28 protein-coding genes, 2 pseudogenes and 1 riboswitch are annotated in these 24,808 nt (G+C 40.5%); of the genes and pseudogenes, 27 read left to right on the top strand and 3 right to left on the bottom strand.

Features of this window, described 5'->3' with window-relative positions; translation table 11 throughout:
• Window positions 1-261: 261 nt before the first annotated feature.
• The 17 genes and pseudogenes from ACFX4X_RS15345 to ACFX4X_RS15265 all read left to right on the top strand — a co-directional run bounded on the left by ACFX4X_RS15345 (window position 262) and on the right by ACFX4X_RS15265 (window position 16,715).
• Complete coding sequence (locus ACFX4X_RS15345) at window positions 262-624, top strand: TetR family transcriptional regulator C-terminal domain-containing protein (RefSeq protein ID WP_377384593.1); 363 nt, start codon at window positions 262-264, stop codon at window positions 622-624.
• 310 nt (window positions 625-934) lie between these two features.
• A pseudogene (locus ACFX4X_RS15340) lies at window positions 935-1,167 on the top strand (2-oxo acid dehydrogenase subunit E2); the annotation flags it as partial.
• Between the two features lie 42 nt (window positions 1,168-1,209).
• Window positions 1,210-2,622, top strand: coding sequence for a dihydrolipoyl dehydrogenase (gene lpdA / locus ACFX4X_RS15335; RefSeq protein ID WP_377384591.1), 1,413 nt, complete (start codon window positions 1,210-1,212; stop codon window positions 2,620-2,622).
• Window positions 2,623-3,087: 465 nt separating this feature from the next.
• Window positions 3,088-3,663, top strand: coding sequence for a TetR/AcrR family transcriptional regulator (locus tag ACFX4X_RS15330; protein ID WP_377384589.1), 576 nt, complete (start codon window positions 3,088-3,090; stop codon window positions 3,661-3,663).
• A gap of 283 nt (window positions 3,664-3,946) precedes the next feature.
• A complete protein-coding gene (locus ACFX4X_RS15325) occupies window positions 3,947-4,783 on the top strand; it encodes an alpha/beta fold hydrolase (protein WP_377384587.1) in 837 nt (278 codons plus the stop codon).
• Window positions 4,784-5,023: 240 nt separating this feature from the next.
• Window positions 5,024-6,265 (top strand): NADH:flavin oxidoreductase/NADH oxidase family protein, encoded by a 1,242-nt coding sequence (locus ACFX4X_RS15320; protein WP_284470921.1) that lies wholly within the window; start codon window positions 5,024-5,026, stop codon window positions 6,263-6,265.
• A 236-nt stretch (window positions 6,266-6,501) separates the two neighbouring features.
• Window positions 6,502-7,287: an SDR family NAD(P)-dependent oxidoreductase gene (locus ACFX4X_RS15315; protein ID WP_377384585.1), complete on the top strand. Its 786-nt coding sequence runs from the start codon at window positions 6,502-6,504 to the stop codon at window positions 7,285-7,287.
• A 157-nt stretch (window positions 7,288-7,444) separates the two neighbouring features.
• Window positions 7,445-8,485, top strand: coding sequence for an NADH:flavin oxidoreductase (locus tag ACFX4X_RS15310; RefSeq protein ID WP_377384583.1), 1,041 nt, complete (start codon window positions 7,445-7,447; stop codon window positions 8,483-8,485).
• A gap of 637 nt (window positions 8,486-9,122) precedes the next feature.
• Window positions 9,123-9,250: riboswitch (TPP riboswitch) on the top strand.
• Between the two features lie 136 nt (window positions 9,251-9,386).
• On the top strand, window positions 9,387-10,070 hold the full coding sequence (gene tenA / locus ACFX4X_RS15305) for a thiaminase II (RefSeq protein ID WP_061462971.1): 684 nt from the start codon (window positions 9,387-9,389) through the stop codon (window positions 10,068-10,070).
• A 13-nt stretch (window positions 10,071-10,083) separates the two neighbouring features.
• The gene (locus ACFX4X_RS15300) at window positions 10,084-10,668 is read left to right on the top strand and encodes an ECF transporter S component (RefSeq protein ID WP_377384581.1); all 585 of its coding nucleotides are present in this window, start codon (window positions 10,084-10,086) and stop codon (window positions 10,666-10,668) included.
• 12 nt (window positions 10,669-10,680) lie between these two features.
• Window positions 10,681-12,141, top strand: a complete 1,461-nt coding sequence (locus ACFX4X_RS15295; RefSeq protein ID WP_377384579.1) for an ABC transporter ATP-binding protein — start codon at window positions 10,681-10,683, stop codon at window positions 12,139-12,141.
• A 16-nt stretch (window positions 12,142-12,157) separates the two neighbouring features.
• Entirely contained in the window at window positions 12,158-12,934 is a 777-nt protein-coding gene (locus tag ACFX4X_RS15290) for an energy-coupling factor transporter transmembrane component T family protein (protein WP_089363060.1), read from the top strand.
• Between the two features lie 40 nt (window positions 12,935-12,974).
• The gene (locus tag ACFX4X_RS15285; protein WP_377384577.1) at window positions 12,975-13,586 is read left to right on the top strand and encodes a thiamine phosphate synthase; all 612 of its coding nucleotides are present in this window, start codon (window positions 12,975-12,977) and stop codon (window positions 13,584-13,586) included.
• A 1-nt stretch (window position 13,587) separates the two neighbouring features.
• Complete coding sequence (gene thiO, locus ACFX4X_RS15280) at window positions 13,588-14,712, top strand: glycine oxidase ThiO (protein WP_377384575.1); 1,125 nt, start codon at window positions 13,588-13,590, stop codon at window positions 14,710-14,712.
• 14 nt (window positions 14,713-14,726) lie between these two features.
• The gene (gene thiS / locus ACFX4X_RS15275; RefSeq protein ID WP_061462977.1) at window positions 14,727-14,930 is read left to right on the top strand and encodes a sulfur carrier protein ThiS; all 204 of its coding nucleotides are present in this window, start codon (window positions 14,727-14,729) and stop codon (window positions 14,928-14,930) included.
• Window position 14,931: 1 nt separating this feature from the next.
• Window positions 14,932-15,699, top strand: coding sequence for a thiazole synthase (locus ACFX4X_RS15270; protein ID WP_284470915.1), 768 nt, complete (start codon window positions 14,932-14,934; stop codon window positions 15,697-15,699).
• The gene (locus ACFX4X_RS15265) at window positions 15,696-16,715 is read left to right on the top strand and encodes a thiazole biosynthesis adenylyltransferase ThiF (protein ID WP_377384573.1); all 1,020 of its coding nucleotides are present in this window, start codon (window positions 15,696-15,698) and stop codon (window positions 16,713-16,715) included. Before ACFX4X_RS15270 ends, ACFX4X_RS15265 begins: the two co-directional genes overlap by 4 nt.
• Window positions 16,716-16,903: 188 nt before the next feature.
• Here ACFX4X_RS15265 and ACFX4X_RS15260 read toward each other — a convergent pair whose 3' ends face one another.
• Window positions 16,904-17,038 carry a small acid-soluble spore protein P gene (locus ACFX4X_RS15260; protein ID WP_061462980.1) on the bottom strand — a complete coding sequence of 45 codons (135 nt, stop codon included), beginning with the start codon at window positions 17,036-17,038 and terminating at the stop codon, window positions 16,904-16,906.
• 113 nt (window positions 17,039-17,151) lie between these two features.
• Here ACFX4X_RS15260 and ACFX4X_RS15255 point away from each other — a divergent pair, with 113 nt between their 5' ends.
• Window positions 17,152-17,415, top strand: a complete 264-nt coding sequence (locus ACFX4X_RS15255) for a hypothetical protein (RefSeq protein WP_061462981.1) — start codon at window positions 17,152-17,154, stop codon at window positions 17,413-17,415.
• Window positions 17,416-17,531: 116 nt separating this feature from the next.
• On the opposite strand, the gene sspO is transcribed toward ACFX4X_RS15255, so the two are convergent.
• Window positions 17,532-17,684, bottom strand: coding sequence for a small acid-soluble spore protein O (gene sspO / locus ACFX4X_RS15250; protein WP_034312428.1), 153 nt, complete (start codon window positions 17,682-17,684; stop codon window positions 17,532-17,534).
• Window positions 17,685-18,069: 385 nt separating this feature from the next.
• Between sspO and acnA the strand changes: the two genes are divergently transcribed.
• The 7 genes from acnA (at window position 18,070) to ACFX4X_RS15215 (ending at window position 23,379) form a co-directional block, all read left to right on the top strand.
• Complete coding sequence (gene acnA, locus ACFX4X_RS15245; RefSeq protein ID WP_125163057.1) at window positions 18,070-20,781, top strand: aconitate hydratase AcnA; 2,712 nt, start codon at window positions 18,070-18,072, stop codon at window positions 20,779-20,781.
• A 205-nt stretch (window positions 20,782-20,986) separates the two neighbouring features.
• The gene (locus ACFX4X_RS15240) at window positions 20,987-21,520 is read left to right on the top strand and encodes a TlpA disulfide reductase family protein (protein ID WP_284470912.1); all 534 of its coding nucleotides are present in this window, start codon (window positions 20,987-20,989) and stop codon (window positions 21,518-21,520) included.
• 248 nt (window positions 21,521-21,768) lie between these two features.
• Entirely contained in the window at window positions 21,769-21,897 is a 129-nt protein-coding gene (locus ACFX4X_RS15235; protein WP_081108788.1) for an FbpB family small basic protein, read from the top strand.
• A 139-nt stretch (window positions 21,898-22,036) separates the two neighbouring features.
• Window positions 22,037-22,180: an acid-soluble spore protein N gene (locus ACFX4X_RS15230; RefSeq protein WP_048678620.1), complete on the top strand. Its 144-nt coding sequence runs from the start codon at window positions 22,037-22,039 to the stop codon at window positions 22,178-22,180.
• A 56-nt stretch (window positions 22,181-22,236) separates the two neighbouring features.
• Window positions 22,237-22,482 carry a small acid-soluble spore protein Tlp gene (gene tlp / locus ACFX4X_RS15225; protein WP_061462984.1) on the top strand — a complete coding sequence of 82 codons (246 nt, stop codon included), beginning with the start codon at window positions 22,237-22,239 and terminating at the stop codon, window positions 22,480-22,482.
• Window positions 22,483-22,628: 146 nt separating this feature from the next.
• Window positions 22,629-23,060 carry an acyl-CoA thioesterase gene (locus ACFX4X_RS15220; RefSeq protein WP_061462985.1) on the top strand — a complete coding sequence of 144 codons (432 nt, stop codon included), beginning with the start codon at window positions 22,629-22,631 and terminating at the stop codon, window positions 23,058-23,060.
• A gap of 25 nt (window positions 23,061-23,085) precedes the next feature.
• Entirely contained in the window at window positions 23,086-23,379 is a 294-nt protein-coding gene (locus ACFX4X_RS15215; RefSeq protein WP_377384570.1) for a hypothetical protein, read from the top strand.
• A 38-nt stretch (window positions 23,380-23,417) separates the two neighbouring features.
• Here the strand turns inward: ACFX4X_RS15215 and ACFX4X_RS15210 are convergent, their stop codons facing one another.
• Window positions 23,418-23,714: a HesB/YadR/YfhF family protein gene (locus ACFX4X_RS15210; RefSeq protein ID WP_377384569.1), complete on the bottom strand. Its 297-nt coding sequence runs from the start codon at window positions 23,712-23,714 to the stop codon at window positions 23,418-23,420.
• A 110-nt stretch (window positions 23,715-23,824) separates the two neighbouring features.
• On the opposite strand from ACFX4X_RS15210, the pseudogene ACFX4X_RS15205 reads away from it, so the two are divergent.
• Together ACFX4X_RS15205 and ACFX4X_RS15200 are read left to right on the top strand one after the other, a co-directional pair.
• Window positions 23,825-24,022, top strand: a pseudogene (locus tag ACFX4X_RS15205) (NUDIX domain-containing protein); the annotation flags it as partial.
• On the top strand, window positions 23,976-24,170 hold the full coding sequence (locus tag ACFX4X_RS15200) for an NUDIX hydrolase (RefSeq protein ID WP_377384567.1): 195 nt from the start codon (window positions 23,976-23,978) through the stop codon (window positions 24,168-24,170). The pseudogene ACFX4X_RS15205 and the gene ACFX4X_RS15200, both read left to right, overlap by 47 nt.
• The last annotated feature ends 638 nt before the right edge of the window (window positions 24,171-24,808 follow it).

The following is a 24,808-nucleotide window of genomic DNA, read 5'->3' as shown; positions in this document are numbered from 1 at the left end:
CATTAAAGCACTCTAATTGGATTAACTTCTTATATTCGTTCTGGCCGAGAACAACTTGATTCGGTACATAGAATCCCTTAAGGAATGACGGATTATCCAGATTATGAAAAAAGGTGAACGCGGCTCGCGAATTGATTTAAGCGTAGAACAAAAAGTGCATTAAATTATTATCATGTTCAATACTTGACATAAACGGTATTAATGATGTTAAATAATAAAAAAGACCGATTGTTCTTTTTTTAGAAAAGGAGTTTAGAAAAGATGAATAAAGGTGAACGAACGAAAAAAAATTATTTACAAGCTATTAAATCCAAGGAAACTGCAAACGAACAATTTCAGGCTTTTACTTCTATTTTTATGACTTTGTTCCAAAATGATATATTAGTGGGTGGCTGTCCTTTAATGAATACGGCCATTGAAGCAGATGACTCAAATATTTTGATTGAAGATTCAATTAAGGAGGGTTTTACTGGCTTAATAAATACCATCAAAGCCATTATTGAGCTTGGAAAGAGTCAAAATGAAATTGATAAACAGATTGATTCTGAACAGATGGCAGTGTTCATCCTTTCTTCTATAGGTGCATTGATCCTCAGTAGATTGGTAAGGATTAGCGATTTTTAGACATGGTTATCATGCAGATAAAAGCGATTCTTTTCTAATTCAGTTATTGATTCTTTTTTTGGATAAAAAAAGACCGTTTGGTTTTTTTAGTGAGTTATATTCTATAAGAAAATGAGGACGGGTGAAATACCTGAATCTCCAGTTGCAAAAGTGCTTGGTTTTAAGATTGTAGATGTGTGAAGAAGGCAGAGTTGTTATTGGGGTGGGGTTTTCTGGAAGAATCGAAATCTGAGGGGCATGCTACTTGTGGGTTACTGTGATAAAGCTGCTGCGATGGAATATGCTTTTACAAACTTGCACCGAATGAAATGAGGGGTGCACCAGTAAGATTTCAGACATTGGTTCAGCTGACTGACAATGGTTTACAACTGTTATTAACACCATCCTGAAATAGGCTATTCGTGGGTTGGCCGTATTGCTTAGCAACCAATTGTTCCAGATGGTTAAATTCTAATAGCGCCTGTACTTACTCTTTCATTAAGGTTTGACCACAGAAGGATCGACGGAGCTACAGCGCTGAATGCAATGAATCATATTAAGTGATTATTAAACGACCCAAAACTATTGTTAATGGAGGCGTAAGTAATGGTTGTCGGAAATTTCCCAATTGAAACAGATACTATAGTCATCGGTGCAGGTCCTGGGGGTTATGTAGCAGCAATTCGTGCTGCCCAGCTGGGACAAAAAGTAACAATTGTTGAAAAGGAATATTTGGGCGGTGTATGTTGTAATGTCGGCTGTATTCCTTCAAAGGCATTAATTGCCGCTGGTCACCGCTATGAAACAGCTAAGCATTCGGATGCATTTGGGATTACAGCAAAGAATGTAAAGGTTGATTTTTCAAAAGTACAAGAGTGGAAAGCTAGTGTAGTGAAAAAGTTAACTGGTGGTGTCGAAGGACTATTAAAAGGAAATAAAGTTGAGATTGTACGTGGTGAAGCATTCTTTGTAGGCAGTAATTCATTACGCGTAATGGGCGAAAAAAATGCTCAAACATACACCTTTAAAAATGCAATTATTGCAACAGGATCGCGTTCAATCGAGTTGCCTACATTTAAATATTCAAAACGCGTTCTAAATTCGACTGGTGCCCTCAGCTTAAATGAAATTCCTGAAAAAATCGTTGTTATTGGCGGCGGTGTTATCGGAATTGAACTTGGCGGTGCCTATGCAAACTTTGGTACCCAAGTAACGATTTTAGAGGGTGCAGATGAAATTTTAGGCGTAGGTTTTGAAAAACAAATGTCAGCCGTTGTTACGAAGAGTATGAAGAAAAAAGGTGTAGAATTTTATACCAAAGCAATGGCAAAAGGTGTAGAAGAAACAGAAAATGGCGTCACTGTAACCTTTGAGGTAAAAGGCGAAGAACAGAAAATAGACGCTGATTATGTGTTTGTAATGGTTGGACGCCGCCCGAATACGGATGGAATAGGTCTTGAACAAACAGGCGTAAAAGTGATTGGCCGTGGACTTATTGAAATCGATAAGCAATGCCGCACGAATGTTCCTAATATTTATGCAATCGGGGATGTTGTTCCAGGTCCGCAATTAGCACATAAGGCATTCTATGAAGCAAAAATTGCTGCTGAAGCGATTGCCGGACATCCATCTGAAATTGATTATATAGGCATTCCAGCAGTCGTATTTTCAGACCCTGAGCTTGCAACTGTAGGTTATACTGAACAACAAGCAACAAATGAAGGTATTGAAGTAGTAGCTGCAAAATTCCCATATGCGGGAAATGGACGTGCGTTGTCACTTGACAGCACAGAAGGGTTCGTTAAGCTTGTAACTCGTAAAGAAGATGGACTTATTATCGGAGCGCAAGTTGCCGGAGCAAATGCATCAGATCTCATTTCGGAGTTAGCTTTGGCTGTTGAAACAGGATTGACAGCTGAAGACATCGCTTTGACAATCCATGCCCATCCCACACTTGGAGAAATGACAATGGAAGCTGCCGAAGTTGCACTTGGAACCCCAATTCATATCATTAAATAATTTATGGATTATGTGCCGAACTAATCAATATAAGCAAAAGTAAACTTGCAATCTGTACTCCAGAAAAGCGCCATTTTCTTGAATAACTAAAATATGGTCTCAGTCGTAAAATCACTTTTGAATTGAAGGGGAGTTCAATAAAGAACTCCCAACCATTACTTTTAATGCGTTATACGTATTTTGAGGAATAAGATGCTTTTTGCTTTCATCGGCATGAATAAGTTCTAACAAGTTTGAAATTAATGTTTTTCACCATCATTAATAATTCTTTACTGATCGTTCTTAAATTGATATGCTTAAAGCAAGCTACAATTTTGTTTCCCTTTCCAAATGAGAATGATCATTCTTTAATTCTGAAGAATTGATTGAGGGAGGGGTGATAAAAAATTGTTGCAATCTAAGTACGACAAATGATTCTCAGACCTTTTCAGAAGTAAGAGATAATACGTTCTAAGGTGGGACTACATGGCTAGAAGTAAAGAATTTGATGAAAAAGAAGCATTAAAGAGAGCAATGGAGCTTTTCTGGCAGCAGGGTTATGAAAAAACATCCATGCAAGATTTGGTGAACCATATGGGCGTTCACCGTAGAAGTATCTATGATACATTTGGTGACAAGCATACGTTGTTCATGAAAGCATTGGAACGCTATGACGAGGTAGTAGAAACCCAAATTGACACCCAAGTAAAGCAGCTCGGTTCGGTCAAGAAGGCTATCAGGCGTTTATTTGAGATGGTGATCCACACAAACGAAAAACAACAGATCGGATGCTTGACAGTGAATACAGCAGTTGAATTGTCTTTGCATGACGAAGAAGCAGCAGAAAAGGTTGTGGAGAGTTTTACCAAGACAGAAAGTCTGCTGTATGAGCTATTGTTGCGTGGTCAAAAATCGGGGGAAGTATCCGAACATCATACTGTGGAAAGGCTCTCCCAGTTTATCCATAATTCATTAGTGGGATTACGCGTCTTGGCGAAAACCACCGATGACAAACAAAAACTGGAAAACATTATCGACATAACACTGTCTGTCTTGGATTAAGTTTTCTTTTTTTTGATAATTTAAGAACGGTCATTCTCAAATTATAAGTGTTTCAACGGCACCCACACTTGTCAAAAAGCCAACAAGCCAAGCGTGTGCGTTAACGCTTGCTTATCCAAAGTGAAACATTGTGATGAAATAATAACTAGAAGCAGATAATTTCGCCGCATTAGTAATGAACATGACTGGGAACTATTCGCGTAATCAACAAGTTAATCATTGCGTAAGGCGATGTCTCGCTTCAACAACTACCCGAACGATTAGTTCGAAAGGAGAAAAAATTATGTCAACATTTACTATTCCAAGTACAACAAGATATGTCGAAGCGGAGGGAATTCGGTTTGCCTATAGGAAGTTTGGCAAAGAAACTGGTATTCCACTGGTGTTCTTTATCCACTTCCGAGGAACAATGGAAAACTGGGATCCAGAGCTTATTGGGGCTCTAGCTGAAGATAGACCCATTATTCTTTTCGATAATAGCGGTGTAGGTGAAACCAGTGGCGAAACTCCTTCTACTATAGCTGAAATGGCCAAAGATGCAGCGTCCTTCATTAGAGCCCTTGGTTTACAACAGGTCGATGTGCTTGGCTTCTCAATTGGTGGGTTCGTAGCTCAGGAGTTAGTATTGCAACATCCGAATTTAATTCGCCGTATAGTATTGGCGGGTACCGCTCCACAATCAGGCGTTAATAAATTTCGGCAGGATGTTAATGAGGCTATGCCTAGCGAAGATGCTAATGGCGCCTTCGAAAGATTCATGTTCCTTTTTTATAATCCTACCGAAACTAGTCGCGCGGCTGGAAGTGCTTCACTGAAGCGTATTATTGCCCAGAAAAAATTTGAAAGTTCGCTGCAGGTACGCGACGCACAATTGAAGGCGATAGAACAGTGGGCTGATCGGTTACCTAACCAATCGTATGAATGGTTGCATAAGATTAAGCAACCAGTGCTTGTAACTAACGGTGTTGAGGATATCATGGTTCCTACCGAAAACAGTTACATTCTTGCTCAGCAACTACCTAACGCACAGCTCATCATTTACCAGGACTCCGGGCATGGACACCTGTTCCAATACCCTGAACTGTTTGCCGCACATGTGAAGCTGTTTCTTGATGCATAGTCTCAGGTGAGATCGTCAGTTTTGCCTCTCTGTACAGCGAGGCACCAACTTATTATATCCTGATTCTTACAGTTGGTGATATTTACATTAAAGAATGTGATTTTAAAATGAAGGATTAGAATGGATTAAAATACATTTACCCTAAATTAAAAGATGGTCAAGTCGGTATAATATTTGTTAACAAAGGAAGAGTATAGGTGCTCTTTATATAAAAGAAATTAATTGAGGTGAGAGAAAAAAATGAAAAATAACAATACTATCTTAGCAAATTCTCTACAACTCCCAAATGGAGTAAACATCAAAAATCGATTTTTTAAATCAGCCATGAGTGAAACACTAGCGACAGCTGATAATAATCCTACACAGCCCTTAATTACTTTATACGAAACATGGGCAAATGGCGGTGCGGGGCTTCTGGTGACAGGAAACGTTATGATTGATAGACAAGCCTTAGGGGAACCTGGAAACGTTGTTATTGAAGATGAGCGTGACTTAGACAAACTCAAGAAATGGGCAAAAGCTGGCACGCAAAATGGAACCCACCTTTGGACGCAATTAAATCATCCTGGAAAACAGTCACCTAAGACCATATCAAAGGAACCTGTCGCGCCAAGTGCTGTCCCACTTTCTGGGGATGTTAAGGACTTTTTTAATAAACCGCGCGCCCTTACTACACCGGAAATCAAAGACCTGATTATACGCTTCGGAAATGCAGCTAAAATTTCAAAAAATGCTGGATTTACAGGTGTTCAAATTCATGCAGCCCATGGATACCTAGTTAATCAATTTTTATCGCCATATCATAACCAACGTACAGATGAATGGGGTGGAAGTTTAACGAATCGAATGAGATTTTTAATGGAAATTTATCAGGAAATACGTAATCAAGTAGGCGACAACTTCCCCATTGGTATCAAGCTAAATTCCACTGATTTTCAACGAGGTGGTTTCACGGAAGAGGAATCAATGGAGGTTCTTCAGAGAATATCTGAAGTCGGTATTGATTTAATTGAAATTTCCGGGGGGAATTACGAAAATCCCAAGATGATGGGGGGCGAAGTGAAAGAAAGCACAAAGAAACGGGAAGCTTATTTCTTGGAATATGCTAATAAGGCGAGAAAATTAGTCTCTACACCATTAGTTGTTACAGGAGGGTTTCGTTCTCAAGAAGGTATGACTGAAGCTATAGCCAGTGGGACGATAGATATGGTTGGCTTAGCAAAACCATTTGCACTTGTACCCGATCTACCAAACCAAATCTTTGAGGGGAAATATGAAACGGTAAAGATTAAACCAATTAAGACAGGAATTACAAGTTTAGATAAAAAAGCGTCATCTATGTTAGAGCTAGGTTGGTATGAGCAGCAATTAGCACGAATAGGCAAATCAAAACTTCCTAAACCTAATTATAGTGTTTGGTTGTCCCTACTTCACAATATTTCTAAGAATGGACTTTCAGTGTTTAAAAAAAGAAGAGCATAAGAGTATCTACTTCATGTCAATGAAATCTTTTGAGAAAACTGTTTGCGTTACTATTTTTTCACTTTACTAGAATGTTCGTTCTTTAATGTTGGGCGAGGCGGGCAACTTTTCTTGAGTACGGTCCGACCAGCGGATTCTGCTGTATGGCTAAACACCATCCATAGTCACAATCAGGGGTTAGAAAACGCTGCAAAACGGTTTAAAGTTTTACACTAAAAACAGAGGTGGATTGCAAAATGAGAAAAACTGTACTTATCACTGGAGTGTCGGGTGGGATTGGCCAAGAGTTGGCGGATCGTTTCGCCAAAGATGGACATGATATAGTGCTGGTGGCGCGGAGCGAGGGTAAACTTTTGGAACTAGCGAAGGAATATCGGAATAAATATGGCATCCAAACGACAGTCATCGCCAAGGATGTCGCATCACCCGGCGTACCGGAGGAGATTGTCGCGGAGCTTAAGGAGAAGGGGGTTGTCGTCGACTATCTTGTCAATAATGCCGGCTTCGGTTTGTACGGGACATTCTTGGAAACGAAGTTGGACCAAGAGACGAATATGATTGATGTCAATATCAAGGCTCTGACTGTTATGACGAAGTTGTTCTTGTCAGATATGGTCAAACGGGGCCAAGGGGGCATTATGAATGTTGCTTCGTTGGTGGGTTTTTTCCCGGGACCTATGATGTCGGTTTACTACGCGACGAAGGCGTACGTGCTGTCGTTCACCGAGGCTCTCGAGAACGAGGTGAGCGGCACGGGTGTTACTGTGACGGCACTATGTCCGGGGCTGACGTCAACCGGATTCGTCGATCGTTCGGGTATGGGCGCCTCGAAGCTGTTCCAGAGTGGGGCCATCATGGAGGCCGGGCAGGTGGCTGAGGAAGGGTACCGAGGCTTCTTTCGCGGGAAGACACTCATAATGCCAGGGGCTCGCAACCGGTTCGTGGCGTTCATTCCGCGATTAATGCCGCGCAAGATGGTGACCCGTATGGTCAGATCCATGCAGGACAGAACGGGGGATTGACCTTATGGAGGGCGGCCAGGATTGGCTGTTGATTACGGCCTGACAACCCAGCCAAGGGCTCCCAACTTATCCGAACGATGCTCTCAGCAAAGAACGCAATTACTAATCTGTTGCGGATATATTCTACAACACTATTTCAATTATTTGGAGGTCAATTATGAATTATTCTCAATCTATTCAAAACTTGTTTAAACCATTCGCATTCGGAAATACGACCCTGGCAAATCGTATAGTGATGGCACCGATGACGAGACAATTTTCTCCTGAAGGAGTGCCTGGTCCTGATGTGGCCGCCTATTATCGCCGCAGGGCTGAAAATGGCGTTGGACTTATCGTGACAGAAGGTACGGTGATTAATCATTCGGATTCGTCCAATCAAGCCAATGTACCGCATTTCTATGGCGAAGCTGCATTAAACGGTTGGGCAAACGTCGTGGCTGCTGTACACGAAGTAGGCGGACGGATTATTCCGCAGATTTGGCATATGGGTGCGCGAGGCCATGTTGGCGATTATTCGGAATTGGATATCGCCGCAATCGTTCAAGCCTTTGCGCAGGCAGCATTCGAAGCCAAGCGGCTTGGGTTCGACGGCATTGAGCTTCACGGTGCGCATGGATATTTGATCGACCAATTCTTCTGGGAGAAAACGAACCCGCGTACCGACAGCTATGGCGGCGACATGGTTGCCCGCACCCGCTTCGCGGTCGAAGTCATCGAAGCTTGCCGCCGTGCCGTCGGACCGGAATTCCCGATTGTGCTGCGGTTCTCGCAATGGAAGCAGACGGATTTTACAGCGAAACTGGCAGCAACGCCGGTGCTGCTGGAACGGTTCCTGACGCCACTTTCCGATGCGGGCGTCGATATTTTCCACTGCTCGACCCGCCGTTTCTGGGAGCCTGAGTTCGAAGGCTCCAATCTGAATCTCGCCGGATGGACAAAAAAGCTGACGGGTAAACCGACGATTACGGTTGGATCAGTCGGTCTGGATAACGATTTTACGAGTCACTTTACGGAAGGAAAGAGTGCCAAAAATACCAAGATCGACGGGTTAATCGAAAGGCTTGAACGTGAAGAATTTGATCTGGTAGCCGTGGGTCGGGCATTAATGGTTGATCCTGCTTGGGTAAACAAGATTCGTGACGGCCGAACAGCAGAATTGGTTCCCTTTACATCTGAGTCAGTGAGAACACTTCATTAAGCCTCCGTTTGATTAGTTAACACAAGATACATTCTGGAGTTTATGGATAAAAGTGCTGTACGATTGCCGCACAGCGAAGCATATGGAGATTCATGACAGCGATAAAGTTGTAGGGATTGTAGACGAAAAACTATGAATTCAAATTAAGTAGATCCAATCTATCCAATACTTTGATGTTTAATATTTTGTTATGTCTGTCTTTAAAAAAGGCTCTTTTCGTAAAGATTGTTGTTTTTAAAACGAAACTATTTAAGGTTGATTGGAGCAGAAGTGCGAGACTCCTGCGGGAGCAGCAGGACACGTGAGACCCCACAGGCGTTTACGCCGAGGAGGCTCACCGCCCGCCCCGCGGAAAGCGAGCATCTGGAGGGGAAATCAACCACAACTCACTACCTGGTAAATAGCAACAAAGTATGTGAAAACAGCCTTAAAAAAAGAGGATAAGAGTATCTTATTATTCCATAGAGAATGGGGGGGCTGCGGCATCCTCTTTTCTTCATCCTTAACGTATTAGAAGATTGAAAGACTAGTAATCCAAAAGATTAATAATGAACATCTTTGATTGAAAACTTTTCTAATACGTTTGACAATTGGATTTATCGTGTTAATATAAAGGCAAATGAAATATATATACAATTTGTACCACTAGGGGTGCTTTATAGGTAAAACTGATTTTACCTGAGAAGCTGAGATTAAAGTATGACTTTAAGACCCTTAGAACCTGATCTGGTTTATACCAGCGTAGGGAAGTGGGGTCTGGGACAATACGTTTCTGTATTTTTTCAAGTACAACCACTTTCTTTACGTTAAAGAAAGTGGTTTTTTATTTGCAAAAAAAAGGGGTTATAAAAGGCTTTTATCCGTATCATTCATAAAAAAATAGAATTTGGAGGTAATGGACATGAAGTTTTCAGAGGAAATCCGCCAGGAAGTTGATCATATTTGGGAAGCTAGCTTTAATCACCCGTTTGTTGCAGGAATAGGAGATGGCACATTGCCAATAGAGTGTTTTCGTTTTTATGTCAAGCAGGATGCCTATTATTTATCTCATTTTGCTAGAGTTCAAGCTTTAGGAGCAGTCAAGGCTACAGATTTACATACAACAAGCAGGCTTGCCGGCCACGCACAGGGAACATATGAAGCGGAGTTGAAGCTTCATGAAAATTTTTCTGAGAGATTAGGCATCACCAAAGAAGAACGGGAAAATTTCAAACCTGCCCCGACTGCCTATGCTTACACTTCCCATATGTATCGTGCGGCATATTCTGGACATTTAGGTGACGTTATTGCGGCTATCTTGCCATGTTATTGGCTGTATTATGAAATAGGTGAAAAGCTGCAAGAGTGTAAACCGGAAGAGCCGATTTATCAAGAATGGATAGCGGCTTACGGCGGAGAGTGGTTCCGCTCTTTGGTAGAAGAACAAATTGCGAGGCTTGATGAGATTGCTGAAAAGGTAACAGATGAAGATAAGGAAAGAATGAAGGAGCATTTTATCCTTAGCAGCCAATATGAGTACTCATTTTGGGAAATGGCTTATCGTTTAGAGACATGGCCTGTGCATAAGGAAACACTAGAAGTATAAAGGAGATTGAAATATGAAAAAAGGATTGAAATTAACGGATATATTAGTCACGATCGTGATTGCCGTAGCATTTGGAATCGTTTATATCCTTTGGGGTTCGATTTATTATTCCGTTAAACCATTAGGATTACATCTAGATCAACTTATTTATGGAATGTGGTTTATAGCTGGCCCCGTCGCCTTTTTGATTTTACGGAAACCGGGTGTGGCACTTCTGGCAGAGATAGCTGCAGCTTCAGGTGAATTCTTTCTAGGTTCACCATGGGGGCTGTCCGTACTCTTATATGGGGTGGTCCAAGGTTTGTTCGCTGAACTGGTATTCATGGCGTTCAAATATAAAAAATTCAATATGCCGGTGGCCGTTTTAGCTGCGATAGCTTCCTGCCTTGCATCAGTATTAATGGATTTTGCCTACGGGGAAATAGGTGCTCTCACTCTTTGGAATTTATCGTTATTCATGATAGCGAGGTTTGTGGGTTCCATATTCTTTGCAGGTGTAACTGCTTTTTATCTAGTTAAAGTCCTGGAAGCAACAGGAGTAACTAATCTAGTTCGTCCCGTTTCAAGTAAAGATTATGCAGAACTGGACCAAAAGTAGAGGTTGATGGCCATGAAACCAATCGTTTCTGTTGAGAAGTTAAGAATGAAATTTCCAGGTGATGGGTCTTTGATTTTCAAGGACCTATCAGTCTCGATTGATAAAGGTGAAAAAGTTCTATTGTTGGGACCATCAGGATGTGGTAAGTCGACTCTTTTGCAAGTGTTAAGCGGATTGATTCCGAATTCCATCGAAGTCCCGATGAAAGCGGAGAAATTGAAATGCGCTTCTTCATGGGGATATGTTTTTCAAGACCCTGATAGTCAGTTTTGCATGCCATTTGCTGATGAGGAAATTGCCTTCGTCCTTGAGAACCTTTCCGTCCCTAAAGAAGAAATGAATGAGAAAATCCAAAATCATATTCGTAAAGTAGGATTGAACCTAGGCCATACAAGTATAGAAACATTATCAGGCGGGATGAAACAGCGTCTGGCAATCGCTTCAGTATTGGCCCTTGAACCGGAAGTGATATTTTTAGATGAACCAACCGCCATGCTTGATCCGGAAGGAACTAAAGAAATCTGGGGTTTGTTGAAGGAAGTCGGTCGAGACAAAACGGTAATTATCGTCGAGCATAAAATCGACCATGTTTTAGAATTCATCGAACGAATCGTGCTTTTTAACGGTGAAGGTGAAATCATGGCTGATGGTCCAAGAGATACCATTCTTTCACTATATAAAAAGGAAATGAAAGAACATGGAATTTGGTTCCCTGGTGTTTGGGATGAATATATACAAGAGAATGCCCCCATTCGGGAACAACAATTTGCAGACGGTTCACCCTTAGTGCATGTGCAGGGCTTTAGCGGTTTTCGGAATAAAGAGGAAAAAATCAAGGTTGAAGAATTGATGGTCCATTCAGGGGAATGGATTGTAATCAGGGGAGAAAATGGCGCGGGGAAGAGTACTCTTTTGCATGCACTGATGCAGTTCATAAAAACGAATGGTACGTATGAATTAATGGGAGCCCCTATTAAAAGGGTGAAAAATCTAACCGATCATATGACGTTTGTCTTTCAAAATCCTGAGTTTCAGTTCATTGCAAATTCTGTATATGAAGAGATTGCTTATTCATTGCGAATTGGAAAAAGGCCACACCAAGAAATAATGGAGAGAGTTCAATCATTGCTTGAAGTGTTCCGCCTAGAGGCCCATCGGGATAAACATCCATTTCAATTATCAATGGGTCAAAAGCGTCGCTTAAGCGTAGCTGCCTCTATCGTCATAGACAAAAAAATCATTCTCTTGGATGAGCCTACCTTTGGCCAAGATTCGAAAAATACCTTTGCATTACTGGAATGGTTTGAGGAATATCGAAGGCGCGGAACAACAGTGATCATGGTAACTCATGACGATCATATTTCAAGAAACTTTGCAACCAGGATCTGGACGGTTAAAGACGGAAATGTAATAAGTGATGAAAAGGTCAACACGCAATCCGGATTTATGGAGACCAAAGTTTTATCATTTTAAAAGGAGTGTCATGTAGATGAATGTTTCAAGTGCAGAAACATGGCTCCATAAGGTTAATCCAAGCCTTAAACTATGCGCATTGCTTGTTTTATGCATTGTGGCATTATTCATTCATGATCTGAATTATATGATGAATGTGACCATTGGTGTTTTATTCTTATTTTTGTGTTTTACGGGGCATTCGATGAAACGCATCTTACTTTTGTCAATCCCTTTTTGTTTCATTTTTATATCCACTTCTCTAGCAATGATTTTATTCGGTAAAGGTGAGACACTTTGGTTTAAGTGGGGTCTTATATCGATTACGGAAGAAAGTTTCATGAGGGGATTACTGGTAGGCTTTCGAGCTTTGCTTTTTGCGGCACTTGGTTTAACTTTTTCCTTGACGACGAGACCTGTGAACTTGTTTTATTCCTTAATGCAGCAAGTTAAGCTTAAACCGAAATATGCTTATAGTTTCATGGCAGCTTTAAGGCTCATCCCCATCATGATGGAAGAGTTACAAACGATACGAAACGCGATGAAGGTACGCGGTTTCGAAAGGGGAAAAGGGATCAGATCGGTATATTATAAAATGAAAGCCTATTCCATCCCATTGTTATCCGGAAGCATCAGACGTGCTCACAGAATCGCGGTTGCGATGGAGGCGAAGCGATTTACAGACACTCGGGATCGAACATACTATTATGAATTTGGGTTTTCAATAAAAGACCATGGATTCATTCTGTATTTTATCATCCTGCTGTTGGCAGGGTTTTATCTATCGGTTCATTTCCCGTTACTTCCTATTTGATTTTATGAGATTGCAAGTTTACTAGTTAGGGGTTCTAAGTATGAATGCACAAGAATTGCATATTATTTCTACTGGAAAACAGCCAATTGAAAAGTTCGTAGAAATCGCTTCAAACATTCAAGAACATGTTGATTTCTTCTATCTAAGGGAAAAAAATATGAATGCATCAGAACTCTATCGAGCAGTGACCCTGTTACATAATAATAAGATTCCGCTGTCTAAGATCATCATTAATGACAGGGTGGATGTAGCCTGGGCGCGCAACGTATTTGGTGTGCAATTGGCTTTTCATAGTTTAGATGCAGGAGTCGTAAAAAGAGCATTTCCTGGGATGAGTGTTGGCTGTTCGATCCATTCCATGGATGAAGCAAAAGCCGCTTTCCGCTATGGGGCCAATTACGCGATCTATGGTCATGTTTTTGAAACGGATTCAAAACGCGGCCTTCCTCCTAAGGGAGTTGAGGAGCTTCATGCAATCACAAAAAATGTCAATCTTCCGATTATTGCAATAGGCGGAATAACACCCTCCAATTGCCAAATTGTAAGGGATGCTGGGGCACAAGGAATTGCAGTCATGTCAGGTGTGCTTGAAGCGGAAAATCCGGTTAGAGCCGTTAAAGAATATTCGAAGTCTTTAGGAAAGGAGACATAAGATGAATTCCATATATGATGCAATCATTGTTGGGGGAGGAGTAATTGGTGGATCCATTGCTTTTCAATTAGCCAAACGAGGTAAAAAGGTCCTTTTATTGGAAAAAGATAGACTTGCCAGTAAAGCTTCAAGTGCTGCAGCCGGGATGTTAGGAGCACAGGCTGAGCTGGATGCAGATAACCCGCTCTTTACATTGGCAAGCCGAAGCAGGGGGATGTTTCCTGCACTGTCGAAAGAATTGAAAGACATAAGTGGAATAGACATCGAATTAGTGAATAAGGGTATGTTTAAGGTGGCGCTTACGGATAACCAGGTTGCAGAGTTGAAGAAAATGATCAAAGTCCAGCAAGATGCGGGACTTGAGGCGGAATGGTTATCTACTGCCGAAATGAGGAAAACGGAACCGCTTCTATCGGATGAGATTAAGGGAGGCATGTTCATTCCGGGGGATGGACAAGTTTCAGCAACAAGGCTGTCGCTCGCTTTTAATAAATCTGCAGCTGCCCTTGGTGTGGATATAAAGGAATTTGTCCATGTTTTTGATTTACGTACGGAAAATGGATATGTAAAAGGAGTGTCCACTAATATAGGCGAATTTTCAAGTGAAAATGTAATTGTGGCAAGTGGGGCGTGGAGTGCTTTCCTCCTTGAAAAGTCAGGAATAAACCTCGATACCTATCCGATAAAGGGGGAGTGCTTCTCCGTCCTGACTGATCGTCCATTGCTTGAAAAAACGATCTTTTCACACGGCTGCTATCTTGTACCCAAAGTTGGCGGGAGAATCATTGTCGGGGCAACGGTAAAAGCGAACACTTTCGATCAAAAGGTAAGTATGGAAGGGATCTCAACGTTAATAGAAAAGGCAACGCAATTGCTTCCGGCAATTAAAGAAACCGAGTGGGAAAAGACATGGGCAGGTATACGCCCCCAAACAGGGGACGGCCTTCCGTACTTTGGTGAACATCCAGCATACAAAGGACTTTTCATTGCAACGGGTCACTTCAGGAATGGTATCCTGCTTTCTCCAATTACAGGTGTACTTATTGCGGATATTGTGGAAGGGAAGACAAACCCTGAATGGTCCGCTTTTCGATTGGAGCGTTCGATACAGACCCAATTTTCATAATGGAGGTGAATGAATTGGAATTGATTATTAACGGGGAAAAAATACGTATTCCTGCTGATGAGTCAACAGTTACAGGACTTTTGCAACACTTTAATTTACATCAAAAAGTAGTGATCGTTGAATTGAATGATGAAATATTAGCAAAAGAAAATCAAAGTGAAACACTTTTGTCAAATGGGGACAAGGTCGAGATTGTACATTTTGTAGGAGGCGGATGATATGTTAAAGATTGGTTCTTATGAATTTTCTTCTAGGTTATTATTAGGTACTGGGAAATATCCAAACTTCGATGTTCAAAAGCAATCAGTGGAGGTTTCGGAGACGGAAATATTAACATTTGCAGTTCGGAGAATGAATATTTTCGAAGCCAGTCAACCAAATTTTTTAGAAAAGCTTGATTTGAAAAAATATACACTCCTTCCCAATACAGCAGGAGCCAAGACGGCAAAAGAAGCAGTGCGCATTGCCCAACTTGCTAAGGCTTCTGGTTTATGTGACATGATTAAGGTGGAAGTCATCGGCTGTCAAAAAACACTTCTGCCTGATCCGATTGAAACCTTAAAAGCTGCTGAAGAATTAGTGAAACTGGGATTCACTGTATTACCCTATACTTCGGATGATGTTTTGCTTGCAAAACGCTTGGAAGAAGTGGGCTGTCATGCAATAATGCCTGGTGCTTCACCGATTGGCTCAGGTCAAGGAATTATAAACCCACTGAACTTGCGATTCATCATGGAACAATCAAAGGTTCCTGTAATTGTTGATGCAGGGATTGGAACACCCTCCGATGCGGCAATTGCCATGGAATTAGGTGCGGATGGCGTGTTGCTTAACACTGCAGTTTCCGGAGCAAAAAACCCAATCAAAATGGCGAAAGCAATGAAACTTGCCATTGAGGCAGGTCGCATGGGTTATGAAGCGGGCAGAATAGAAAAAAATGAGTACGCCATTGCAAGCAGTCCAGTTGAAGGAATGAGCATTGGATGACTGAACGTTATTCACGACAAGAAATTTTTGGCCCTATAGGGAATGAAGGACAATTGAAAATTCGCAATAAACACGTTTTGGTGATTGGAGCGGGTGCTCTCGGTACGGGAAGTGCAGAAGGCCTTGTACGAGCAGGAATTGGGAAACTGACCATTGTTGACAGAGATTATGTAGAGTGGAGCAACCTGCAAAGACAACAGCTTTATTGTGAAGAAGATGCTGAAAAAAGAATACCGAAAGCTGTGGCAGCGAAGAATCGTTTGAATGCGTTAAATTCAGATGTTATCGTAAAATCGCATGTTGCGGATGTTTCGGTGGATGAATTGGCAAAGCTCGTTGAAGGCGTGGATTTAATATTGGACGCCACTGATAATTTCGATACCAGGATGCTAATTAATGATAGCGCACAAAAATATAAAATACCCTGGATTTACGGGGCCTGTGTAGGGAGTTATGGGATAAGTTACACGGTGATCCCAGAGGTGACCCCATGCTTGAATTGTTTGCTGGAAACGGTTCCGATTGGAGGAATGACCTGTGATACGGCGGGAATCATTAGTCCTGCTGTTCAAACGGTCGTTGCCCACCAAATGACGGAAGCCTTAAAAATCCTTGTAGAAGATTATGCATCACTTAGAAACAAGATCGTTTCGTTCGATCTTTGGAAAAATGAGCATTCGTCCATAGATGTAGCGAAATTAAAAAAAGACAGTTGTTTGTCTTGTGGGACAAATCGTACTTATCCGCATCTATCCTATTCAAATCGTATAAAGACTGCCGTATTATGCGGGAGGGATTCTGTCCAGATTCGGCCGGCGATGAAACTTGAAAGAGACTTAGCGGAACTTGAAAAAAATCTGTTACCACAAGGTGGCAAAATCATTAGAAATCCCTATTTACTTTCATTTTCAATCGGAACCCATCGGATGGTTGTTTTTAAAGATGGACGTGCCTTGATCCATGGAACAAAAGAAATCTCAGAAGCCAAAACTTTATATCATCGTTATTTTGGCTGAATAACTGTAATGAACGGATCTGAAATCCAAGGTAAAGTGTTTTAAAGAGGTACCGATAATTTCTGCATTATAATAGGAAGTTATCGAACATTCTTCTTGCGACTTGATTGCTGCGTAAACATCAAACGAAAGCGGTGTCTGCCCTAAGGGCGGCACCGCTTCGTTATGGAAACGTTTATAAAAGCTGCCTACATATCATGACTGCTATTATGCTTCTGACGGGAGTGCTGTCTATTTTTTACCTTATGAGAACCGCTTAACGGTGCAGGTTGACCTGTGTTATTTCCTTTAGGTGCGTTATTTTTACCATCATTTTTGTTCATGTGCGATCCCTCCTACTTCTTAAGATAATCAGTCCGTGAAATTTTATTCACATACATATATTTGCAAACCTCGTACATGCTATGGATGGACACTAATTAAGGAGCTGAACCAAATGCAGGATAAACAAGATAAGCGAAGGACATTCCAGGAAGCCCAGCAAAGCTATCAACAAGTATTTGATGTATATTCATCCATCGAGAAGAACGCACCGAATTACGGAACGGAATTGAAACATGTGAAGCAGGAAGTGAACGAGGCCTATCAGCAAATTCAATCTGCTTTAGTCACCGCTTCCGAGCATCAGAGAGAACAATTGAAACAATTCGAGCAGGATATTCAGGCAATCGTCAATGAGGTCAATTCAGAGGACTATTGAGTGACTGGTTCTATCCGGCGTTTCCTGTTTTTAGAATGGAATAGGCTTCTTGAAAAATGCAGTATATCTGCCATTTCAAAAAGCCTATCTTATTTAAAGCCTAGAAATGAGGGAAATCATTGGTTTTTCTTTCTTTTTTTATTATTTTGCCTTTGCATTTCCGATAATGGCGGTTCATTTCCCAGTTCATCATTATACCCAGCTCCATTACCTTGCGCTTTTGCAGCATTCATACCTGGTATAACATGATTTGCCTTTTGTTTTGTCATTTCGACACCTCCACCCATAGAATGCGATAATGTTGAATGATTATGTATGAATGACCAATATGTTTTACTGGAATAATTTATCAGGCCAAAATAGGGGTATTTTCGATAAATTGCATATCAGTAAGGCTTCCTAAATGCACTTTAATATGTGGAGAATTTTTTTCTATAAGAGAAACTTATCAAAAACAATAACTTTCTTGTTATTTACTTATACTCATTTCTATATTAGTATTAGGTTGAAGGAAGAGTTAGGGTGGGAGAAGAGAGAAGAAATTCGACAAACTAACTTTTTTTACTTATATTTATAGTAGACATGGTTTCAGAGAACCAGGTTTTACTTTTATGTGCAGAATAAGTTCTGACAGTTTAATTGGGGGTAATATTCATGACGAAAAATGACGTATACCAAGCGCGTAAATCCTTTGAAATTGAAGGGGAACGCTACAACTACTACAGCCTAGACGCTATTGAAAAAGCAGGGGACGGCCAAGTATCACGCCTTCCATATTCCATTAAAGTCCTACTTGAAGCAGTACTTCGCCAAGTAGACGGAAGAGTAATCACAAAAGAACACGTTGCGAACCTTGCTAAGTGGGGAACAAGTGAGCAACAAGATATAGATGTTCCGTTCAAGCCTTCACGTGTTATCCTACAAGATTTCACTGGTGTTCCAGTTGTTGTAGATTTAGCATCTCTACGTAATGCATTCGCTGCACTTGGTGGAGATCCTGATAAAATCAACCCGGAAATTCCAGTTGACCTTGTAATCGACCACTCTGTACAAGTTGATAAAGCAGGTACAATTGATTCTCTTGATGCTAATATGGATCTTGAATTCGAACGTAATGCAGAACGTTACCAGTTCCTAAGCTGGGCTCAAAAATCATTCAACAACTACCGTGCGGTTCCACCAGCAACTGGTATCGTTCACCAAGTTAACCTTGAGTACCTTGCGAACGTAGTACATGCGGTTGAATCTCCAAACGGCGACTTTGAAGTATTCCCTGACTCTGTATTCGGTACAGATTCACATACTACTATGATCAACGGTATTGGTGTTCTTGGTTGGGGCGTCGGCGGTATTGAAGCAGAAGCAGGTATGCTTGGACAGCCTTCATACTTCCCAGTACCAAAAGTGGTTGGTGTGAAACTAACTGGTCAACTTCCTAAAGGAACAACAGCTACTGACCTTGCATTGAAAGTAACTCAAGTTCTTCGTGCACACGGCGTAGTTGGTAAATTTGTTGAGTTCTACGGCCCTGGAGTAGGATATCTTCCACTTGCTGACCGTGCAACAATTGCTAACATGGCTCCTGAATACGGTGCTACAGTCGGTTTCTTCCCAGTTGATGCAGAAGCTATCGATTACATGCGCTTAACAGGCCGTGATGAAAAACAAATTAAAGTTGTTGAATCTTACTGCAAAGAAAATGGATTGTTCTATTCTCCTGAAAACGAAGATCCAGCTTACAATGATGTTGTGGAAATCGACCTTTCAGCAATTGAACCAAACCTTTCAGGCCCTAAACGCCCACAAGATTTGATTCCACTTTCTCAAATGAAACAATCTTTCCATGATGCTATCAATGCACCTATGGGTAACCAAGGTTTCGGCATGGACAATTCTGAATTGGATAAAGAAGTAACTGTTAAATTTGCCGATGGTAAAGAAGCGGTAATGAAAACAGGTGCGATTGCAATTGCTGCAATCACAAGCTGTACGAACACTTCTAACCCATACGTAATGCTTGGAGCAGGTCTTATTGCTAAAAAAGCAGTTGAAAAAGGATTGACTGTTCCGGATTATGTAAAAACATCATTGGCACCAGGTTCTAAAGTTGTTACTGGTTACCTTCGTGATGCAGGTCTTCAACCATACCTTGATCAATTAGGGTTCAACGTAGTTGGTTACGGCTGTACAACATGTATCGGTAACTCAGGTCCATTAGCGGACGAAATCGAAGCAGCAGTTGCTGAAGCAGATCTTCTAGTAACTTCAGTACTTTCTGGTAACCGTAACTTTGAAGGTCGTATTCATCCACTAGTGAAAGCAAACTACCTTGCTTCACCTACTTTAGTTGTGGCATATGCTCTTGCTGGAACTGTGGACTTTGATCTAAACAATGATTCACTTGGTAAAGATAAAGATGGCAACGATGTATATCTTGCTGATATCTGGCCATCACAAGAAGAAGTTAACGCTGCTGTTAAAGCAACAGTTACACCGGAATTATTCCGTAAAGAATACGAAACAGTATTCAACGATAACAAACGTTGGAATGAAATCCAAACAAGCAACGAAGCAATTTACGCTTTCGATTCTAAATCAACATACATTCAAAATCCTCCATTCTTTGAAGGATTATCACCAGAACCAGGTTCAGTTAACCCACTTTCTGGCTTGCGCGTAGTTGGTAAATTCGGTGACTCAGTAACAACTGACCACATTTCTCCTGCAGGTGCAATCGGTAAAGATACACCAGCTGGTATCTACCTTCGCGAAAATGGTGTGAAACCACGTGACTTTAACTCTTACGGTTCTCGTCGTGGTAACCATGAAGCAATGATGCGTGGAACATTCGCAAACATTCGTATCCGTAACCAAGTTGCTCCAGGTACAGAAGGTGGTTACACTACTTACTGGCCAACAGGCGATGTAATGGCTATCTATGATGCTTGTATGAAATACAAAGCTGATGGAACAGGTCTTGCTGTCATTGCTGGTAAAGACTACGGTATGGGAAGCTCTCGTGACTGGGCTGCAAAAGGTACTAACCTTCTTGGCATTAAAACAGTTATCGCTGAAAGCTTCGAGCGTATTCACCGTTCTAACCTTGCGTTAATGGGTGTTCTTCCTCTTCAATTCAAAGAAGGCGAAAACGCTGAAACACTAGGATTAACTGGAAAAGAAGCGATTGCTGTTAAAATCGACGAAACAGTTAAACCACGTGATATCGTAACAGTTACAGCTACTGATGAAGCTGGAAACGTAAAAGAATTTGATGTACTTGTTCGTTTCGACTCTGAAATCGAAATCGACTACTACCGTCACGGTGGTATCCTTCAAATGGTATTACGTAATAAATTAAAAGGCTAATTTAAGCTTTTGAGGAGCGGCAAACCTACATGTGTAGGTTTGCCGCTTTTTTTGTGTCAAGTTTATGAAACAGAGGGAAATCACGATAAGATTTTAGGAAATTCACTTTTCCGAATGTCCTTTTATTGATAAGATGAACAGGGAAGTTGTTCTATTTCTGGAAATGGACTAATATTTTTATTGTAATGGGACTAGGGGGACGAGTATGATTAAAAAAATTATTGCCTTGGTGGTCTTACTGTCACTTATTACGATAGCAATCGTGCAGGCGATGGATAATGAACCGAAGGGAAAAGACGAAAAAGATTCATTGGGCGGATTGAAAATTGGAGCTAAAGCACCGGATTTCACCCTGAAAACTTTGGATGGGAAACAGGTTGAATTATCGGATTATAAGGGAAAAAAGGTAATGCTGAATTTTTGGGCAACGTGGTGTCCGCCTTGTAAAAAGGAAATGCCGGATATGGAGAAATATACACAACAGGCTGGTGATGATGTCGTCGTTCTAGCTGTCAATATTGACCCGGAAAATGATGTGAAGTCCTTTGTAAATAATAATGGAATTACTTTTACCATACCTTTGGACAGTCAAAGTGCAAAAAATCCAGTGAATGATCTTTATAATATTTCTTTTATTCCAACAACGTACTTCATCGACAAAAAAGGCATTATCAGGAATAAGGTAATATCACCCATGCAACTTACAGATATGGAACGAAACATTAATAGCATGCAGTAGCGGAACCTTTATATGGTTCCGTTTATTTGTTAACAAATTTGTCAAAAGTTAATCGAAAAATCAAAAAAATTAAAAAAATATAGTTAATGTTTATGAAAAAAGGGTTAAAGTATAGAGAGTAGAGAAGATTTTTATCAGATTAAAAATCTGATAATTATGACAATTGATGGAGTGAAGACCATATAGTCATAATTTTACGTTAATTAGGCAATACTGAATAGTATATTAAAAATAAGTAGGTGAAAATCATGAAAAAAAGAAAAAGGACATTTGAAGAATTAATTAAAGAAAACAAAAAGGAATTATTGATGGACGTTAAACAAATGGAAAGACTTGAGGAACGTCTGGAAAAAAAACATATGCAAAAGGCTGAATAGATTTTGCAAAAGATTCCTTAAAAGAGCCAATGCCATGAAGGTCCCTTCAAAGTGCTGGCTTTTTTTTCATGGCTTTTTCAAAAACTGGCATTCATGAATTTCCGCTTTTTTATCCATGATAAGAGGAGGAGGCGATAGAATGGGTAATCCAAAAAAAGATTCCAAACACTTTAGACCGAGCCATCAAGGGACACAACCGATAGCAGCGGGTGGGAATAACGGTAAGAAAATGCAGGACAAATCCGGCAAACATGCTCAGGTCATTCAAACTAAAGGCGAGTAACCAGGGGATAGTAATCGTAATAATATTATGTAAACAAATAACGTGAGGTGAAATTAATGGGCTCATATAAACACAATCAGGATAACCGATTGGATAATGTTGAAAAAATTCAGGATGCAATTCAAAATACAGAAGAAAACATAAACGCTGCAAATGAAACGTTATCATTCTCTTCAGAGGTGGAAAAAATGTCAATTAAGGCCAAAAATGACCGAAGAAGAAAGAGCATCGAGGGAATGAAGGAAGAAATGCAAGATGAACAAGAAGCACGGGAAAGCGGTTATAATAACGATAATATTTAACAAATAGGTAATGGGGAGAAAGAGGTGCGTAATCTTTCTCCCCTTCTTTATATAGTGAAGCAGACAGTTGAGACAGCTTAAATGAAATTTGAACAGTTGTTATGTTAAAATGTTTATTGCAATAGAAATGAAAGTGAGGAAACAAAATGTTCATAGCTGAAAACGAAATTGAAGTGCGGTATGCAGAGACGGATCAAATGGGTGTCGTTTACCATGCGAATTATTTTATATGGATGGAACTAGGCAGGACAAAATTGATAAATGATTTAGGGTTTTATTATGCTGATATGGAAGCGGATGGCATCCTCTCACCTGTTATGGATATTCAGGCTTCGTATAAAACCCCTGTTAGATATGGTGATAAGGTAAAGGTTAAAACCTGGATTGAAAAATATGACGGCTTACGGGTCATTTATGGATATGAGATCGTAAATGAGAAAAATGAAGTGGCGGCTACAGGTCATTCTTCTCACGTTTGCGTTAAAAAGGAGACCTTCCGCCCGATATCCATTAAACGGATGTTTCCTGATTGGCATGAGGCCTATGAGAAAAATAAAAAGCAGGATGAATTGGTTTAATGACAATCATTGAGGTGATTAAGAAATGGCTTTTGGGATTAAACGGGCAGACGTAGTAACCTGGAAGCAGAAAATCGATCAAGGTCAAATAGCTTTTTTAACTCATTATTGGCTAGACGACCGATTTCCTGGTTGCAAGACGGTTACAAAAGTGGGATGCAAAGATTTACGGCGTTTATCGGAGTGGGGTAAGAAATACGGGCTTAAAAAAGAGTGGATTCATCACAGGAAGGATGGCTACTCGCATTTCGATCTTTTAGGGGACAAGCAAAAGGAAATTCTTAGGTCGGAAAATATTAAAGAGCATCTGCTCGATTGAAGCAAGAAAAAACAGCAGTTTACACCGCTGCTTTATTGTCAAGCACTCTTTTCATAGTGAAATTCAGGTTCAGTCAGTTTTTCATTAAAAGTAATAAGTAAATCGTGACCATCAAAGTACCATAAATCTTTTTCTTCTACATAAAAATTAATCTCATTCATAGTTGTTACGGCTGCTGCAGTTTCAGGTTCTTCATTCATGATACCTAATGAAAAGCCGCTTTGGACGGAACTATGCCCGCCATATCTTACATAAAAGCGCAAATGAGAGCCTTCTTGAAGCCCCAGCTCATCAATATACCACTTAGCTGCTTGATCGGAAATGGTCAGTTTCATACTAATTCTCCTTCCTAGAGGTTCGTTATTTAAGTATAAATTAATTATGAAGTAGATGCGAATAATGTGGATTTAAGAAAGGAAACGACTATCGCCAAAAGAATCCGAATAGGCATAAATTCAATGGTATAGGCGGGAAAATAGAACAAGGTGAAACCATTGATGAATCGATGGAACGCGAAATTCTAGAAGAAACTGGATTGAAGGTAAAGGGTATGGCCTTTCGAGGGGTTGTGACATTTAATCAAACGGGTGGAATGTATGTTTACAGAGCTGAAGAGGCAGGAGGCGGGCTTTCCTGCCTGTGATGAAGGGGAACTTGCCTGGAAGCCATATCAAAGGGTTATGGAGGCAAATGAAGTTGTTTCCAACATAGAGTATTATCTAAAAGATATATTACAGGATGACAGACACAGGAATTTGCCTGTTCCTAAGCCGTTGCCTGATTTAATTTAAATGACTTTCACCAATTGAAAAACCGCCCATAAGGGGTTTTTTTGCATATTTTGTTTCATGGGCTAAATATCACAAAGAGGTAGAATTAAATTCTGAATATTTGTATATTTAATGGGTAACAAATATTCTGGAAAGTATATATTTGGATGATAAAAGTGAAATGCCATCTAATTAATTTCCTTATATAGAGGGGGCAGCTGAATGCGGAAAACAGAGCTGTTAAAATGGAGTACAGGAATGGTGTTGCTTTCATTATTGGCTCAAAAGAAAATGTAAGGGTATGAGAATATCGAACAGCTCAAACAGCTAAGTGATGGTTATTTACATTATAAAGAAAGCATGTTTTATATCCAGCTTTAAAAAGACTGGAGGAGAAAGAGTATGTAAATAGTTACTGGCAGGACATAAGGACCGAAAAGGAAAAATTATTATGCGACGAAGTTGGGTATTGCTCAGTTTCAAGATCAATGGGAAGAATTGAACGCCTTTCAAGGGTAATCCGTAAGGTCGTTTCACACATATATGAACGCACACAAAAATAGCTGCAGATTCCTGCAGCTATCAGTTTGTAGACAAAAGGGGTCCGGAATTAAAAAATTCCGAACCCCTTTTTGAGATTCCCTTTGAATTTTTGCCTG

The sequence above is a fragment of the Peribacillus sp. YIM B13481 genome (assembly GCF_042787985.1).
In the GTDB taxonomy this organism is placed as follows: Bacteria; Bacillota; Bacilli; order Bacillales; family DSM-1321; genus Peribacillus; species Peribacillus simplex_A.
This window is presented reverse-complemented; position numbering and strand designations above follow the sequence as displayed.